The following is a 15,377-nucleotide window of genomic DNA, read 5'->3' as shown; positions in this document are numbered from 1 at the left end:
CCCCTGCTTTTTAGGGATAAGCGGGGTCGCTTCGCAACCCAGCGGGAGCAAGCTCCCTCGCCACAGAAAGCTCTCTCATCACAGGATTTACGAAAGACGCTACACCGCCCCGCCCTTGGCCTGCTGCTCCAGATGCACCTGCAACTCGGGCTCAATCTTCAGCGCCGCGGCCAGCTCATCCAGATAACTGCGCTCGGCGTCTTGCTGATCGTCCACCACCATCACGCTGGCCAGGTACATTTCCGCGGCGATGGCCGGGTCTGTGGCTGACCGCGCCACATCGGCGGCGTCCAAGGGGCGGGCGACTTCATCGTCGAGCCATTGCTGCAACTGCGGATCATCGGTGTGGCGCCCGATTTCGCTGCTGATCATCTGTTTCTCGTTGTCATCGATCCGGCCATCGGCCTTGGCGGCGGCGATTAAGGCGCGCAGCACCGCGTGGCTGTGGTCTTCGACTTCCGGGCCGGCGAGCAGGTCCACGGTGCGCGGCGCCTGTTGCGGCGCCGAGGCCTGGCTGCGCTGCCAGGCTTGATAGGCCTGGAACGCCATCATCCCGAGGGACGCCAGCGCCGCGTAGTTGGTGCCGCCCGAAGAACGGGGCCGGGTCGAGCCGCCCAAGGCCGAGCCACCGCCCAGCAAACCACCGAGCAAGCCACCCAACCCGCCACCGCCGGCACCAGAAGCGGCGCCACCGCCCAACAGGCCGCCGAGTAATCCGCCAAGACCGCCAAGACCGCCCAGGCCTGCCTGGGATGGCGCGGCACCGCCGCCCTGCTGCGACATCGAGCCTTGGCCGGCCCGCAAAAGTTGTTCGAGCAAATCGCTGGTGTTCATGACGACGACCTCTCTTATGGGTGTGGCTCAGTCAGGCAACGATAGCCCTCGCCGGCCATTGCGCCAACCCTGTCAGGCCGACGTGGACAGGCGCAACACCCCAGGGCTCACGCTCCTGACAGAAACTGACAGTGCTGCCTTTTATGCTGCGTGCCACGTCCTTTGGAGCAGTCCCATGATCACGCCGCGTTATTGGCTACTTTTCGTCGAAAACCCTGCCGTCAGTGCACGGTTCTATGAATTCCTGCTGGGCCGCAAACCCGTGGAAGAATCCCCGACCTTCGCCCTGTTTGTACTGGAAGACGGCTACAAACTGGGGCTCTGGTCGCGGCACACCGCCGAACCGGTGGCAGGAATGACCGGTGGTGGCATGGAGCTGGCCTTCCCGGTGGAGTCTGCTGAAGAGGTCGACGCGCTGTTCGGCCAATGGTCGAGCCTGGGCCTGAGCATCCTGCAACCACCGACCGAACTGGATTTCGGCCGCACCTTCGTCGCGCTTGACCCCGATGATCATCGGCTGCGAGTGTTCTACTCCCGTTAACCCGTCACCCAGAGAATTCTCCCCCGCATGGATCAACATCAAATTGTCGTCAGCGACGTGATCGACCCTGACGTCGAGCAACTGCTCAGCGCCGGACTCAGCGCCTTCAATGATCAGGCCACCGGGATCAGCGACTGGCAGGCCCTGACGGTGACCGTTCGCGACCCTGGCACCCAACAGGTGCTGGGCGGGATTACCGGGCGCACGTCGCTGGGCCTGCTGTTTCTCGATTTGTTCTACTTGCCCGAGGCGCTACGCGGCTCCGGGCTGGGCGCTCGACTGCTCAACGCCTATGAAGACGAAGGCCGCCGGCGCGGCTGTCGCTCGGCGGTGCTCTACACCTTGAGTTTTCAAGCCCCGGCGTTTTACGAGAAGCAGGGCTGGCAGCGATTTGGCGAGGTGCCATGCCTGCCGGAGGGCACCAGCCGGGTGTTCATGAGCAAAGTGTTGTAAACCTCTGTGGCGAGGGGGCTTGCCCCCGTATTCCTTCAGCGCCACCACATTGCCTGGATTCACGACGGCTTCGCCGCCGAACGGGGGCAAGCCCCCTCGCCACAGGTGTGAGGTGTCAGCCGCGTCTTCATCAAGTCTTCAGCCATGCAGATTTAACCGGGGTTTTTTTCCCACAGCACAGCTAAGATTCATAGGTGGTGAACCTTATCCCCGGATTCCCGGTCGATACCTGCAACCCGACCCGGTTTGCCGACGCCCCCAATAGAAGGGTGCTGACTGGCTTGCTTCACTTTTTGGAGAACGCCCCCGTGATATCGACCTTACACATTGCCAGGCTCAAAGCATGGGGCGCCCACGGCTTTACCGCGACTGGCGTGGTCACGGCCTTCCTGGCCACCCTCGCCCTGCTGGAAAACCAGGCCACCCATTGCCTGCTGTGGCTGGGCGTGGCGCTGATCGTCGACGGCCTCGACGGTGCACTGGCACGCAAGGTCAACGTGCAATCGGTGCTGCCGAGTTTCGACGGCTCGATCCTCGACCTGGTCATCGACTACCTGACCTACGTGTTCATCCCAGCGCTGTTCATCTATCGCTACATTCCGTTGCCGGACTACACGCTGCTACTGACCGTGTCGCTGATCCTGGTCTCGTCGCTGTTCTGCTTTTGCAACGTCAACATGAAAAGCAAGGACAACTACTTCCAAGGCTTCCCTGCCGCGTGGAACGTGGTCGCGTTGTGCCTGTACATCATCGGCCCGTCGCCATGGGTGACGCTGCTCACCGTCATCGGCCTGGCGCTGCTGACCGTGACCCGCATGAAGTTCCTGCACCCGTTCCGCGTGCGCAAGTTCATGCCAATCAACATCGCCGTCACGGCCATCTGGCTGCTGTGCAGTCTGTCGCTGGTGGTCAATCACCCGGTGATCAACCCGATGGTGATGGGGCTGTGGCTGCTGATGTCGGCGTACTTCCTGGGCATCTGCATCTGGCGCACGGCAATGGAGTGGTTCGACAGCTCACGGCACAAGTAACCGTCCATGGCCATTAGCATCGTCAGGCTCGGCTCACCGCGCATGCCCGATGAAGGCCTGCGCATCGGCACGGTACGCCGCCCGCCTCGCGGTGTGCCGAAAGCCGAGTTTGCCAGTCGTGATTTTTATGATGTCTGGCAGCCCTTGCTGTCCCCCAGTCCGGAACTGGTTGCCCAAGCCCAGGCGGCGCAAGACGCCAAGGCCTGGGACACCTTCAAGCGCAAGTTCAAGACCGAAATGAACCAGCCCGCGCCCAGTCACCTGCTGGATTTGCTGGCGGCGCTGTCCCATCAAACGGCACTGGCGGTGGGGTGCTACTGCGAGGATGAGGCGCATTGCCACCGCTCGGTCCTGCGCGAGTTGCTGCAAGCCCGGGGCGCCCAAATCACCTGATTCACCCCCCTTCCCCGTAGGAGCAAAGCTTGCTCGCGATAGCGTCGGCACAGTTACATCAAAGTGACTGCGAGGACGCCATCGCGAGCAAGCTTTGCTCCTACAGGGAAGTGGACAGAACATCGCCCATGACGATAGCGTCTGCCCTCTCATTCAAAGGACTGACCATGACGCAGATTGTCGCTTACACCAACGAACACCACCGCACCTCGGTCATCGAACTCTGGGAAACCGCGTTCGGCTACGAAACCGCGCACAACACCCCAAGCCTGGTGATCGACAAGAAACTAGCCATCGCTGACGGGTTGTTTTTTGTGGCGCTGGCGAACGACAGGGTCGTCGGCACAGTGCTGGCGGGATACGACGGTCATCGGGGCTGGCTGTATTCGGTGGCGGTGCATCCGGCACAGCGCAGGCAAGGGCTGGGCGCCCGGTTGGTGCGTCACGCCGAACAGGCGCTGACGGCTCGCGGCTGCATGAAGATCAATCTGCAGATCGTCAGCGCCAATGAAAGCGTGAGGAGTTTCTATGAGTCGCTGGGCTACGCGGTGGAGCCGCGCATCAGCATGGGCAAGCAGGTGGAAGCGAACATCCCGGTGGCCACACCTCTCAGAAACTGACTGCCCCCGGAGCTGGCGAACGCTACGATCTTTTGCTCTTGATCTTCAACGCATCCAAAAAAGATCAAAAGATCGCAGCCTTCGCCAGCTCCTACGTTGACGTTAACGCCGGGTGATCACCACCTCCAGGTATTCACTCGGCACCACCAGCGTCCCCTCGCCCGCCCGATTCATCCGGTTCAGCAACTCGGTGAAGTCCCTTTCCAGCGCCATGGCGCCGTCGACCGGCAGCGCCGCGAACGCCTTGTGCACCGGTCCATACCAGCTGCGGAAGGTGTCGATGAAGTGCGCGGCCGAGCGGTAGCGGAAGTTGAAGGTCCGGCGTGTCACCTGGGTAAGAAAGTCGTGGTCATCGAAGTGGGTGTGCAACCAGGCTTCATTGCCCCAGTTCAATGGCGGTTGGGCGCCGGGCGGTGGTGGCAGGTGGCGGCCAAGGGTCTTGAACATCTGGCCGACAAAGCCTTCCGGCGTCCAGTTGGCCAGGCCGATGCGCCCACCGGGGCGAACGACCCGCGCCAGTTCGGCGGCGGCCTTGGCCTGGTCCGGCGCGAACATCACGCCGAACGTCGAGAGTACGGCGTCGTAACTCGCATCCTCGAACGGCAGCGCTTCGGCGTCCGCCACCTGGAAAATCACCTCCAGCCTTTCGGCCCTGGCGCGGTCTTCACCGCGTTCGAGCAGCGCCGCGACATAGTCGGTGGAGGTGACGTTACAGCCGCGACGGGCCGCCGCCAGCGTGACATTGCCGTTGCCGGCGGCGACGTCCAGCACCTGTTCGTCGCACAGCAGGTCGCAGGCTTCGGCCAGTTGCTCGCCGACAATCTGCAAAGTGGTGCCGATCACGGCGTAATCGCCACTGGCCCAGGCGGCCATCTGACGGTTTTTCAGGGCAGTAAGATCAATGGGTGTACTCATGAAGTGTGGCTCCCTCGCGGGTTGAAACACAGTCCAGGCGCTGACGGAAAACTACTCCGCCGTGGTGGGATCAATGATGTTCATGACCTGTGAAACGCTGTTGGCCGGAAAACCGCCCTGCCTGGCATGTTCCCGGATGAGTTCTTCGTTCGGCGCGATGTACACGCAATAGATCTTGTCGCCGGTGACGTAACTCTGCAGCCATTGCACCTCAGGTATATCGCGCAAGACCCGGCAGGACTTTTGCGAGATGGCTTTCAGATCCCGATCCGACAGTGCTCCGGCACCCGGAATTTCCCGTTCGATGACGTACTTCGGCATGGCAACCTCTCTTTTCTTGTTATCGGTACAGGGCCGGCAGTGACCCCGTGCATCCAATATCGCGCTGACGCGGGCCGGCGTCCTGCCCGATCGTCGGCCAACCTTGCCCGATCGTCCGGAGGTTTCACGCCGCGCGGCGACGGGCTCACACTTAACGGCATCCGTCCCCACGAGAAATCACCATGGACGCCCTCTCGCAAACCCTGCGTGTGGTCCACCTGGTTGGCGCGATTTTCATCAATGCCCGGTTCACCGCGCCCTGGTGCTATCAGTCGCCGAGTGCCGATACCGCCGCCCCGTTTCTGGAGCCCGGCGCCGAGCGGGTGGTGATCTTCCATCTGATTACCGAAGGCGAGTGTTACGTCGAGTTGGGCAATGATCCGCCGCTGCTGCTGAACGCCGGCGACGTGGTGGTGTTCCCCCAGGGCGATGCCCATCGCATGTGCTCGACGCCGGGCATTCGACCGGCCAGCGGTGCGCGGCTGGACGTGGTGCTGGCGCGGCGTCCGCGGCAATTGAGCTATGGCGGTGGCGGCGCGGTCACGCGTCTGGTCTGCGGTTACCTGGCGTGCGATACGCGGCTGGCGGGCATGCTGCTGACGGGGTTGCCGGCGGTGATCCGGGTCAATGTGCGCGGTTCGAATGCCGGGATGTGGCTCGAATCATCGGTGCGCTACGCCCTGGCCGAAGCGCGATCGCCAAGGCCTGGCGGCGAAGGCGTGCTGGCGAAACTGGCCGAGGTGCTGTTTATCGAGGTGTTGCGCCTGTACATGAACGAACACGCCGAAGGTCGCACCGGTTGGCTGGCGGGCGTCGGCGATCGGATTGTCGGCGGCGCCCTCAACGCCCTGCACAAGAACCCCGGTCATTGCTGGACCCTGGAAGAACTGGCGCGCACCGCCTGCACCTCAAGATCGGTCCTCGCCGAGCGTTTCCAGCAATTGGTGGGCAGCTCGCCGATGCAGTACCTGACCCAATGGCGGATGTTGCTGGCCGCCAACCTGTTACGCCGCAGCAACACCTCATTGGCGCGGATTGCCGAGGAAGTCGGTTATCAGACCGACACCGCGTTCAGCCGCGCCTTTCGCCGCGAGTTCGGGGCACCGCCAGCGGCATGGCGACGACATCAGGCCGAGGTGGATGCAAAACCCGGGATTGCCTGTCCGCCCTGAAATCGGCTCTTATGGCGCACCCTCTACGAAAGGATTCACTCATGCCCCGCCTGGACTGGCTCGCCCATCACCCGCACCACAGCGACACCTTCGCCGGGTGGATTCATCGCAAATTCCATTACGAATACGCCTCGCAGCCCCTGGCCGATTGGCAGCGGGAGTTTGCTGACGGTCAAGGCAATGGCGACTGGCAATGCCTGATTGCCCTGGAGGGGGATCAACTGTTGGGCGGTGCGGCGCTGGCCAGGGCCGATCTGGCCCATCGACCGGATCTGGGGCCATGGCTGGCGTGTGTCTTCGTCGACCCGGACGCCCGGGGCCAAGGCCTGGCGGAACGCTTGATCGAAGGGATTTGCGCTGAGGCGAAAGCCAAGGGGGTGGCGCGCATGTACCTGCACACCCAGGACAAGCACGACTACTACGCCAAACGTGGCTGGACGCTGCTGGAGAATTTCCAGGCCTGGGACCAACAACAATGGCTCATGGTGCGAGACCTGTGAGCCATTGATTTGAAGGGTTACGCCGCGGGCGCCTTGGCCTCTTGCAGCAACTGCTGGATCATCTGTTCCTGAGTGTCATAGCGACCCTCGCCAAAGTGGGTGTAACGCACCTGGCCCTTGGCGTCGATCAGGTAGTGGGCGGGCCAGTACTGGTTGTCGAAGTTGCGCCAAATCGCGTAGTTGTTGTCGATGGCCACCGGGTAGGTGATGCCGAGTTTCTTCACCTGATCCTTGACGTTATCGATGATGCGTTCAAAGCCGTATTCCGGGGTGTGCACGCCGATCACCACCAGGCCGTCCTTCTCGTATTTCTTCGCCCAGTCCTTCACGTACGGCAAGGTGTGCTGGCAGTTGATGCAGTCGTAGGTCCAGAAGTCGATCAGCACCACTTTGCCTTTCAGCGATTCGCTGGTCAGGGCCGGCGAGTTCAGCCACTCCACCGCGCCGTTGAGCGAGGACATGGCGCCTTTGGCGTTGTCCATGGAGGTGTCGGCCTTGACCTTGCTCACGAAGTAGTCGACCACCTTTGGCACGGTTTCCAGCACGCCTTTCTCAAGACTACTCACGCCTTCGGACGAGGTGCCGGCCAGCAGGGTTTTGTCGGCGCCAGTGGAGATCACAGCGGCCGCCGCCAGCACGGCAACACCTGCGCCACGGCGCAACCAACCAGTGACCGGGATCGACGCTTTCAAGCGATTGACCAAGCCGCGACCGGCGAAGATCAACGTGCCCAGGGACAAAGCGCTGCCCAGGCCGTACGCCACCAGCAACAGGCTGGTTTGCGCATTGGCACCTTGCAGCATGGCGCCAGTGAGGATCACGCCGAGGATCGGCCCGGCGCACGGCGCCCAGAGCAAACCGGTGGCCACGCCGATCATCAGCGAGCTGAGCGGGCCGGACATTTTGCGGGTATTCGGGTCGAGGCGATTGCCCAGCAACACGAACGGCCGCGCCAGCCAGCCGCCGATGCGGGCGGAAATCAGCGACAGGGCAAACAGCACCATCACGAACAGCGCCACATGGCGACCGGTGTTGTTGGCCTGCACCACCCATTCGCTGCTGACCACGGCCAGGCTGGAGATCAGGGCGAAGGTCAGGACCATGCCGCCGAGGGTCAGCAGGATTGAAGAGCGGCTGCGCTCGACGCCGGCAAACAGGAACGGCACGACCGGCAGGATGCAGGGGCTGAGGACGGTCAAAATGCCGCCCAGGAATGCGATGAGAAACATGGGGGAATTCCTGAAAAGGTGATAAACGAAAACCACACGATCCCTGTAGGAGCGAAGCTTGCTCGCGAAAGCGGTGTGTCAGGCGACATTGATGTTGGATGTGCCGGCCTCTTCGCGAGCAAGCTTCGCTCCTACAGGGGGTTGGGGCGCACGGGGATCCGCAGTCAAACCGTCTGGCGCTCCAGCCACTGCCCCTGGGGCGTGCGGCTGGCGCCGTTCTCCGCCAGCGCCGCAGCGCTCTTCTCCAGGGGTGTCAGCTGAAAACAAGTGGCACTGCCACAGGCGTTCTTCTCAACCGCCGCATTGGCATGGGCTGCGGCGCCGGCGACGGAGAAGGCAACAGCGGTCAAGTAACGAGTCACGTTGTTCATGAAGGTCTTCCTGTTTCAAAGTGGGATTGAGCGAGCGGCTCAGTTACCGTCGTGGCAGTCATCGGAAAACTTGCTGTAGTCCAGCGCCTGGGTCTTGCCCTGGGAATCGAGGTAGGTCAGCCGGGCATTCACAATCCCGCAGGAAGGTGCGGCGTCCTGTGTCAGCGACACGACTTTCTGGATGTCCAGATGGGTGCCGTAGGTGTAGGTTTTCGGGGTCACATCGGCTTCGGCGCGGGCCGAAAAGGTGCAGATGTTCAGGGCGGCAAACAGGCAGGCGGCGTAAATGGCTTTGGTGTTCATGGCGGTGTCCTCAAGGCTTCAATGTTGGGTGGTTCGAGGCGGGTTGGTGTGCCTCGATGGAACCTATTAGAAGCCTGCGAGGTATCCCGTCTGTGTCGGGAAAACCCCTGAGTCACTCGTTACGTATCAAAGCCGCCGCCGGATACACAGCGATACAAAACCCCGAAAAAATCACGTTTTTGCGTCTGCGTGTATCCGTCGACAGGCCAGATACACTGCAATACAAAGGGCAGCGGGCGAACGGGCCAAGGCTCGATAGACTGCGCGACATCCCCCACTGTTAGAGGTTTGGCCCCATGGAACATGTCGATCACATTCTCATCGTCGACGACGACCGCGAGATTCGGGAGTTGGTCGGCAATTACCTGAAGAAGAATGGCCTGCGCACCACCGTCGTCGCGGATGGCCGGCAGATGCGATCGTTTCTGGAATCCACGCCGGTGGACCTGATCGTGCTCGACATCATGATGCCCGGCGACGATGGGCTGATGCTCTGCCGCGAGTTGCGCGCCGGCAAACACAAGGCCACGCCGGTGCTGATGCTCACCGCCCGCAACGACGAAACCGACCGCATCATCGGCCTGGAGATGGGCGCCGACGATTACCTGGTCAAGCCGTTCGCCGCCCGCGAATTGCTGGCGCGGATCAACGCCGTCCTGCGCCGCACGCGGATGCTGCCGCCGAATCTGGTGGTCACGGAAAGCGGGCGTCTGCTGGCCTTCGGGCACTGGCGCCTGGACACTTCGGCTCGCCACCTGCTCGACAGCGACGGCACCCTGGTCGCCCTCAGCGGTGCGGAATACCGCTTGCTGCGGGTGTTTCTCGATCATCCGCAACGGGTGCTCAATCGCGATCAGTTGCTGAACCTGACCCAGGGCCGCGACGCCGATCTGTTCGACCGCTCCATTGATTTGCTGGTGAGCCGTTTGCGTCAGCGCCTGCTCGACGATGCCCGGGAGCCGGCCTATATCAAGACCGTGCGCAGCGAGGGTTATGTGTTTTCCCTGCCGGTCGAAGTCCAGGGAGCGCCCGCATGAATCTCGCCTTGCGCTGGCCGCGCACCCTCGCCTCACGGCTGTCGCTGATCTTTCTGATCGGCCTGATCCTCGCGCAGGCGCTGTCCTTCGGCGCGCAGTATTACGAGCGTTACGAAAGCGCGAAAAACACCATGCTCGGTAACTTGGAGACTGACGTCTCGACCTCCATCGCCATCCTCGACCGCTTGCCGGCCGAAGAACGGGCGGGCTGGTTGAAGCAACTGGAGCGGCGCAATTACCGTTATCTGCTGGACGAGGGTTCACCCGGTACGGCCATGCGCGATACGCCCATCGCGGTGACCTCGATCAAAAACGCCATCGGCAAGGATTACCCGATGACGGTGACCGACATCCCCGGCCCGCAGAAACACTTCCAGGTGCACCTGAAACTGGCGGACGGCAGCCCGGTGACCATCGATGTGCGGCCGGCCATGGTGCCATTGTCGCCGTGGCTGCCGATCGTGCTGCTGGGGCAACTGGCGCTGATGCTCGCCTGCACCTGGCTGGCTGTGCGGATTGCGATCCGCCCCCTCACCCGCCTCGCCACGGCGGTGGAAACCCTGGACCCCAACACCCACGCCGTGCACCTGGACGAAAAAGGCCCGACTGAAGTCGCCCACGCCGCCATGGCGTTCAATGCCATGCAGGCGCGGATTGCCGCTTATTTGAAAGAACGCATGCAGCTGCTGGCGGCGATTTCCCACGACCTGCAGACCCCGATCACTCGCATGAAACTGCGGGCCGAATTCATGGACGATTCCAGTGAGAAGGACAAACTCTGGAACGATTTGAGCGAGATGGAGCACCTGGTGCGCGAAGGCGTGGCCTATGCCCGCAGCATCCACGGCGCCACCGAAGAGAGCCGACGCACCGACCTGGATTCGTTCCTCGACAGCCTGGTGTTCGACTACCAGGACATGGGCAAGGACGTGCAACTGAGCGGCAAAAGCGCCGCCGTGATCGACACCCGCCCCCACGCCCTGCGCCGGGTGCTGGTGAACCTGACCGACAACGCCCTGAAATTCGCCGGGGCTGCGGAGTTGCAGGTCGAAGCAAAAACCGATGGCGGTTTGTCGGTGAAGGTCATGGACCGTGGGCCGGGGATTGCCGAAGAGGAATTGGCCCAGGTGATGGAGCCGTTTTATCGCGTGGAAAACTCGCGTAACCGCAGTACCGGCGGCACCGGGTTAGGACTGGCGATTGCGCAGCAGCTGGCATTGGCGATCGGGGGATCGTTGACCTTGAGCAACCGTGAAGGCGGTGGCCTGTGCGCAGAGCTCAAGTTGCCAGCGTAACCCTCCCAGAATCTGCCACCGACACCGCCCCCTGTAGGAGCGAGGCTTGCCCGCGAAGGCGGCGTGTCAGGCAACATCTTCGTCGACTGACACACCGCCTTCGCGGGCAAGCCTCGCTCCTACAAGGGCTATTGATGATCGTTCCCACGCTCCGCGTGGGAATGCAGCCCGGGACGCTCCGCGTCCCTTCCCGAGCCGAACGCGGAGCGTCCGTTGAGGCATTCCTTTGCTGCGCGTGGGAACGATCAGGCTAATACACCTTCAACCTGCATCTGCCGCAACAACGCCAAACCGTTGTCCATGAACTCGCTCGACCCCGCAGCCCCCGCCTCCACCGCCAGTCCTTCCAGCTGCGCACGCCCGTCCAGCTCGGGAAACTCGCCGATCCGCTGCAACAACCGCCACGCCAGAGGACTCAACTCAGAGAACTTGATGCTCCAGTCTTCTGTCCGCCGAACCAGCAGCAACGTCGGCTGATCCGGCGCCGCACCAGGCCGATAATCCGGCCCCAGCAGCTGCACCGGCCAGGCATACGCCAACGGCCAGGCCAGTGGCGAAACCTGCAATGGCCGCTCCAGCAACAACCCCGCGTCGCTCATCGGCAACGGCGCGTCGTCAGACTGTTGCAGCGCCATCTCGACCCACTCGTAATGCGCGAGTTCGACCATGAACGGCGGCCAATCCCCGTCGCTCAACCCTGGCGGCTCAGACGCCAGAAACGCGACAAACTCCTGGGCGATCTCGCCAAATTTAGGCGTCTGTGCGCGGTAGTCCCGCAGGAAGATCCGCACCAGCGCGCGCCACTCTTCATTCCCCAGAATCTTTACCAGCACCGGGAAAGTCCCGCTGAGCAACAACGACAGATTGTTGAACACCAGATCCCGATAAACCTGCACTCGCGCAGCGTCCATCCCGGCCGGCAACGCGCAGTGCTCGGGATCGCGCAGGTATCGGGTCAAGGCATCCTGTTGCTGATGCAGCGAAGATTTATCCACGCTTCACCTCCACACCTTGCAAGCGGCGAATGGTCTGCAACTCGGCCACCAGTTCCGAAAACACCGGGAAGTTGAAGTCCCGTTCCAGCAGCGTCGGTTGCGCGCCGAAGCGGGCGTAAGCCTCGGCCAGCAACGACCAGACCACCGGTTTCACCGAGGCACCGTGGGTGTCGATTTTCAAGGTATCGGACTCATCGAAATGCCCGGCGACGTGCATCGCCACCACGCGCCCGGCATCGATCCCGGCCAGAAACACCTGCGGATCAACGCCGTGGTTGATCGAGTTCACATACACATTGTTGACGTCCAGCAACAAGTCGCAATCCGCCTCGCGCAACACGGCGTTGGTGAAGGTCAGTTCGTCCATGTCCTGCCGGGGCGCGGCGTAATAGGAGACGTTTTCCACCGCCAGCCGCCGACCAAGAATGTCCTGGGACTGACGGATACGCGTGGCGACGTGCTTCACCGCTTCTTCGGTAAACGGCAGTGGAAGCAGGTCATAAAGATGCCCGTCATCGCTGCAATAACTCAGGTGTTCGCTGTACAGCGGCACCTTGTAGTGATCGAGAAAAACCCGCACTTCCTGCAAAAACCCGACATCCAGCGGCGCCGACCCACCCAACGACAGGGACAAACCGTGACAGGACAACGGATAACGCTCGGCCAACGCCCGCAACGCCGCGCCATGGGCACCGCCGATGCCGATCCAGTTTTCCGGAGCGACTTCCAGAAAGTCGAAATTGCCGGCCGGGGCAGCCTGGAGGTCTTTCATCAGACCGCGACGCAGGCCGAGGCCGACGCTGGCCTTCGTTGGTAAATCAGAGGTTCGCATGATGTCGATCCCATTCTGTGTGGATAAATGAGAGTCGAGTTAATCGAAGCGGTGTATCGGGGCTGTGTTCGGTTTTTGCAGAAATCGACAGTGTATGTATCAGCCGCCGCACCGTACACACTGCGATACACAACGCCCACCCACACAAAACCCGTGTAGGAGCGAGGCTTGCCCGCGAAGACGGTGTACCAGGCAATATCCTTGTCGGCTGACACACCGCCTTCGCGGGCAAGCCTCGCTCCTACATAGGTTGGCCATGTGGCTTTCGTCGCCCCAAACCTCAGTGCCCGGGGGCGGGACTAAACTTAACCCACGCAGGACGTGGTCAGCGTCCTGTTCATTCCCACGACCACCGCCCAGCGGCGCACGCCTCGACCCACATTGCCTCTGGACCGTGATCCTGCCACAGGAGCACACGTGATGGACGAGGCCAGACTTAACGAATTCATGGGCCAACTGGTCAACGACATGGGCGGCGCGGCGATGCTGGCCAATGTCATTCTCGGCGAAGAGCTTGGCTTGTACCGGGCCATGGCCGACAGCCAGCCGATCAGCCCCGACACCCTCGCCGAAAAGACCGGTTGCCACCCTCGCCTGCTGCGCGAATGGCTCAGCGCCCACGCCGCCTCCGGGTACATGGAGCACCAGGACGGCCAGTTCCGCCTGCCCGAAGAGCAAGCCCTGGCCTTGGCCATTGAAGACTCGCCGGTGTACATCGCCGGCGGCATCGGCGTGGTCGCGTCGTTTTTCCATGACAAGGACAAGCTGATCAGCGCTTTTCGCGGCAATGGCGCCCTGCCTTGGGGCGATCACCACCCGTGCATGTTCAGCGGCACCGAACGCTTCTTTCGCCCCGGCTACAAGGCGCATCTGGTGGCCGAATGGTTGCCGGCGCTGGAAGGCGTGGTGGCCAAACTGGAGAGCGGCGCCAAAGTGGCGGACATCGGCTGCGGCCATGGCGCCTCCACGGTGATCATGGCCCAGGCATTCCCGGATTCGCGCTTTGTGGGCTTCGACTACCACGCGCCCTCCGTCACCGTGGCCACCCAGCGCGCCGAGGCCGGCGGGGTGTCCGGGCGGGCGCGGTTCTTCCAGGGCACGGCGAAAAGCTACCCCGGCACCGACTATGACCTGGTGTGCTATTTCGACTGCCTGCACGACATGGGCGACCCGGTGGGGGCGGCACGGCATGCCTACGATTCGCTGAAACCGGACGGCACGGTGCTGCTGGTGGAGCCTTACGCCAACGATTCCCTCGACGACAATGTCACCCCGGTGGGACGCCTGTTCTATGCCGCGTCGACGTTCATCTGCACGCCCAACTCCCTTTCCCAGGAAGTCGGCCTCGGGCTCGGGGCCCAGGCCGGTGAAGCGCGGCTGCGCAAGGTGTTTACCGAAGCGGGGTTCAAGCATTTCCGCCGGGCGACGGAAACGCCGTTCAACCTGATTCTTGAAGCGCGGAAATAATTGTAGGAGCAAGGCTTGCCCGCGATGGCGTTCTTGATATCGCCATCGCGGGCAAGCCTTGCTCCTACAGGGTGATCGGCAAATGCTACCCTGCAAACACTCAAGGCCCACCCGGAGTGTTGAACATGCTCGACAGCCCCATCCGCGAACAACTCGACCGTCTTCAGCAGTTAATGGCCGACCAGCCGTTCGCGGTCCTGACGGGCGCGGGCATCAGCACCCCGTCAGGCATTCCGGACTACCGCGACAACCAGGGCGTGCGCCGTGGCCGGCAACCGATGATGTATCAGGAATTCCTCGCTGCCCCCGAATCCCGCCGTCGCTACTGGGCCCGGGCGATGCTCGGTTGGCCGCGGGTGCGTCTGGCCAGTCCGAACGCGGCCCATGAAGCGTTGGCCAGTTTGCAGAGCTCGCGGCAGATCGGCGGGCTGATCACGCAGAACGTCGACACCCTGCACGACCAGGCCGGCAGCCACGACGTGATCGAACTCCACGGCAGCCTGCACCGGGTGCTGTGCCTGGATTGTGGCCGGCGCAGTGAACGCGATGCCATTCAACAGCTGATGGAAGCACAAAACCCCTACCTCGCGGGCGTCGATGCGGTCCAGGCGCCGGATGGCGATACCCTGCTGGACCCGGCATTTGAAGCGCGGTTTCAGGTGCCGCATTGCCCGCATTGTGGCGAGCAGCGGATGAAACCGGACGTGGTGTTTTTTGGCGAGAACGTCGCGCAGGTGACGGCGGCCAAGGCCATGGCGGCGGTTGAGCAAGCGGCGGGGTTGTTGGTGGTGGGGTCGTCGCTGATGGCGTATTCGGCGTTCAGGTTGTGTCGGGCGGTGGTGGATCAGGGGAAACCGTTGATTGCGATCAATCTGGGCAAGACCCGGGCGGATGACATTCTGGATATGAAGATTGAGGGGTCCTGCGAACAACTATTACCCCTGCTGACACAACGCCTAACCCAATGATCGTTCCCACGCTCCGCGTGGGAATGCCGACGGGGACGCTCCGCGTTCCGCTTCCGGATGTGACGCAGAGCGTCACGGGATGCATTCCCACGCGGAGCGT

Annotated in this window: 19 protein-coding genes; 11 read left to right on the top strand and 8 right to left on the bottom strand. The window is 62.5% G+C overall.

Annotation, left to right across the window (positions count from 1 at the left end):
* Nucleotides 1-99: 99 nt before the first annotated feature.
* On the bottom strand, nt 100-834 hold the full coding sequence (locus tag ACY4LX_RS14070) for a tellurite resistance TerB family protein (RefSeq protein WP_463260268.1): 735 nt from the start codon (nt 832-834) through the stop codon (nt 100-102).
* Between the two features lie 175 nt (nt 835-1,009).
* On the opposite strand from ACY4LX_RS14070, the gene ACY4LX_RS14065 reads away from it, so the two are divergent.
* The 5 genes from ACY4LX_RS14065 to ACY4LX_RS14045 all read left to right on the top strand — a co-directional run bounded on the left by ACY4LX_RS14065 (nt 1,010) and on the right by ACY4LX_RS14045 (nt 3,872).
* Complete coding sequence (locus tag ACY4LX_RS14065; RefSeq protein WP_463260267.1) at nt 1,010-1,375, top strand: VOC family protein; 366 nt, start codon at nt 1,010-1,012, stop codon at nt 1,373-1,375.
* 27 nt (nt 1,376-1,402) lie between these two features.
* The gene (locus ACY4LX_RS14060) at nt 1,403-1,828 is read left to right on the top strand and encodes a GNAT family N-acetyltransferase (protein ID WP_149662166.1); all 426 of its coding nucleotides are present in this window, start codon (nt 1,403-1,405) and stop codon (nt 1,826-1,828) included.
* A 308-nt stretch (nt 1,829-2,136) separates the two neighbouring features.
* Nucleotides 2,137-2,859 carry a phosphatidylcholine synthase gene (gene pcsA, locus ACY4LX_RS14055; protein WP_133835912.1) on the top strand — a complete coding sequence of 241 codons (723 nt, stop codon included), beginning with the start codon at nt 2,137-2,139 and terminating at the stop codon, nt 2,857-2,859.
* Between the two features lie 6 nt (nt 2,860-2,865).
* The gene (locus ACY4LX_RS14050) at nt 2,866-3,252 is read left to right on the top strand and encodes a DUF488 domain-containing protein (RefSeq protein ID WP_149662165.1); all 387 of its coding nucleotides are present in this window, start codon (nt 2,866-2,868) and stop codon (nt 3,250-3,252) included.
* A 167-nt stretch (nt 3,253-3,419) separates the two neighbouring features.
* Nucleotides 3,420-3,872 carry a GNAT family acetyltransferase gene (locus tag ACY4LX_RS14045; protein WP_463260266.1) on the top strand — a complete coding sequence of 151 codons (453 nt, stop codon included), beginning with the start codon at nt 3,420-3,422 and terminating at the stop codon, nt 3,870-3,872.
* Between the two features lie 102 nt (nt 3,873-3,974).
* Here the strand turns inward: ACY4LX_RS14045 and ACY4LX_RS14040 are convergent, their stop codons facing one another.
* Entirely contained in the window at nt 3,975-4,787 is an 813-nt protein-coding gene (locus ACY4LX_RS14040) for a class I SAM-dependent methyltransferase (RefSeq protein ID WP_463260265.1), read from the bottom strand.
* Nucleotides 4,788-4,838: 51 nt separating this feature from the next.
* Nucleotides 4,839-5,108 carry a DUF4242 domain-containing protein gene (locus ACY4LX_RS14035; protein WP_149662162.1) on the bottom strand — a complete coding sequence of 90 codons (270 nt, stop codon included), beginning with the start codon at nt 5,106-5,108 and terminating at the stop codon, nt 4,839-4,841.
* Nucleotides 5,109-5,290: 182 nt separating this feature from the next.
* Between ACY4LX_RS14035 and ACY4LX_RS14030 the strand changes: the two genes are divergently transcribed.
* Together ACY4LX_RS14030 and ACY4LX_RS14025 are read left to right on the top strand one after the other, a co-directional pair.
* On the top strand, nt 5,291-6,280 hold the full coding sequence (locus tag ACY4LX_RS14030; RefSeq protein ID WP_463260264.1) for an AraC family transcriptional regulator: 990 nt from the start codon (nt 5,291-5,293) through the stop codon (nt 6,278-6,280).
* Between the two features lie 41 nt (nt 6,281-6,321).
* Complete coding sequence (locus ACY4LX_RS14025) at nt 6,322-6,780, top strand: GNAT family N-acetyltransferase (RefSeq protein WP_463260263.1); 459 nt, start codon at nt 6,322-6,324, stop codon at nt 6,778-6,780.
* A gap of 17 nt (nt 6,781-6,797) precedes the next feature.
* Here ACY4LX_RS14025 and ACY4LX_RS14020 read toward each other — a convergent pair whose 3' ends face one another.
* The 3 genes from ACY4LX_RS14020 to ACY4LX_RS14010 form a co-directional block, all read right to left on the bottom strand.
* The gene (locus ACY4LX_RS14020) at nt 6,798-8,009 is read right to left on the bottom strand and encodes a cytochrome c biogenesis protein DipZ (protein WP_463260262.1); all 1,212 of its coding nucleotides are present in this window, start codon (nt 8,007-8,009) and stop codon (nt 6,798-6,800) included.
* A gap of 164 nt (nt 8,010-8,173) precedes the next feature.
* Nucleotides 8,174-8,380, bottom strand: coding sequence for a hypothetical protein (locus ACY4LX_RS14015; RefSeq protein WP_463260261.1), 207 nt, complete (start codon nt 8,378-8,380; stop codon nt 8,174-8,176).
* 39 nt (nt 8,381-8,419) lie between these two features.
* Entirely contained in the window at nt 8,420-8,683 is a 264-nt protein-coding gene (locus tag ACY4LX_RS14010; RefSeq protein ID WP_463260260.1) for a DUF2790 domain-containing protein, read from the bottom strand.
* Between the two features lie 296 nt (nt 8,684-8,979).
* On the opposite strand from ACY4LX_RS14010, the gene ACY4LX_RS14005 reads away from it, so the two are divergent.
* Together ACY4LX_RS14005 and ACY4LX_RS14000 are read left to right on the top strand one after the other, a co-directional pair.
* On the top strand, nt 8,980-9,720 hold the full coding sequence (locus tag ACY4LX_RS14005; RefSeq protein ID WP_463260259.1) for a response regulator: 741 nt from the start codon (nt 8,980-8,982) through the stop codon (nt 9,718-9,720).
* Entirely contained in the window at nt 9,717-11,015 is a 1,299-nt protein-coding gene (locus ACY4LX_RS14000) for an ATP-binding protein (RefSeq protein WP_463260258.1), read from the top strand. Before ACY4LX_RS14005 ends, ACY4LX_RS14000 begins: the two co-directional genes overlap by 4 nt.
* A 245-nt stretch (nt 11,016-11,260) precedes the next feature.
* Here the strand turns inward: ACY4LX_RS14000 and ACY4LX_RS13995 are convergent, their stop codons facing one another.
* A complete protein-coding gene (locus tag ACY4LX_RS13995) occupies nt 11,261-12,010 on the bottom strand; it encodes an HvfC family RiPP maturation protein (protein WP_463260257.1) in 750 nt (249 codons plus the stop codon).
* The gene (locus ACY4LX_RS13990) at nt 12,003-12,842 is read right to left on the bottom strand and encodes an HvfB family MNIO-type RiPP peptide maturase (RefSeq protein WP_463260256.1); all 840 of its coding nucleotides are present in this window, start codon (nt 12,840-12,842) and stop codon (nt 12,003-12,005) included. The genes ACY4LX_RS13995 and ACY4LX_RS13990 overlap by 8 nt, the downstream gene beginning before the upstream one ends.
* A gap of 420 nt (nt 12,843-13,262) precedes the next feature.
* Between ACY4LX_RS13990 and ACY4LX_RS13985 the strand changes: the two genes are divergently transcribed.
* Together ACY4LX_RS13985 and ACY4LX_RS13980 are read left to right on the top strand one after the other, a co-directional pair.
* Nucleotides 13,263-14,309, top strand: a complete 1,047-nt coding sequence (locus ACY4LX_RS13985; RefSeq protein WP_133835896.1) for a class I SAM-dependent methyltransferase — start codon at nt 13,263-13,265, stop codon at nt 14,307-14,309.
* 125 nt (nt 14,310-14,434) lie between these two features.
* Nucleotides 14,435-15,277 carry an NAD-dependent protein deacetylase gene (locus ACY4LX_RS13980; RefSeq protein ID WP_463260255.1) on the top strand — a complete coding sequence of 281 codons (843 nt, stop codon included), beginning with the start codon at nt 14,435-14,437 and terminating at the stop codon, nt 15,275-15,277.
* Nucleotides 15,278-15,377 lie beyond the last annotated feature (100 nt).

The organism is Pseudomonas sp. Emmai, from assembly GCF_055179735.1.
The sequence above is the reverse complement of the archived record's forward strand: the minus strand, read 5'-3'. Positions and strand labels throughout refer to the sequence as shown.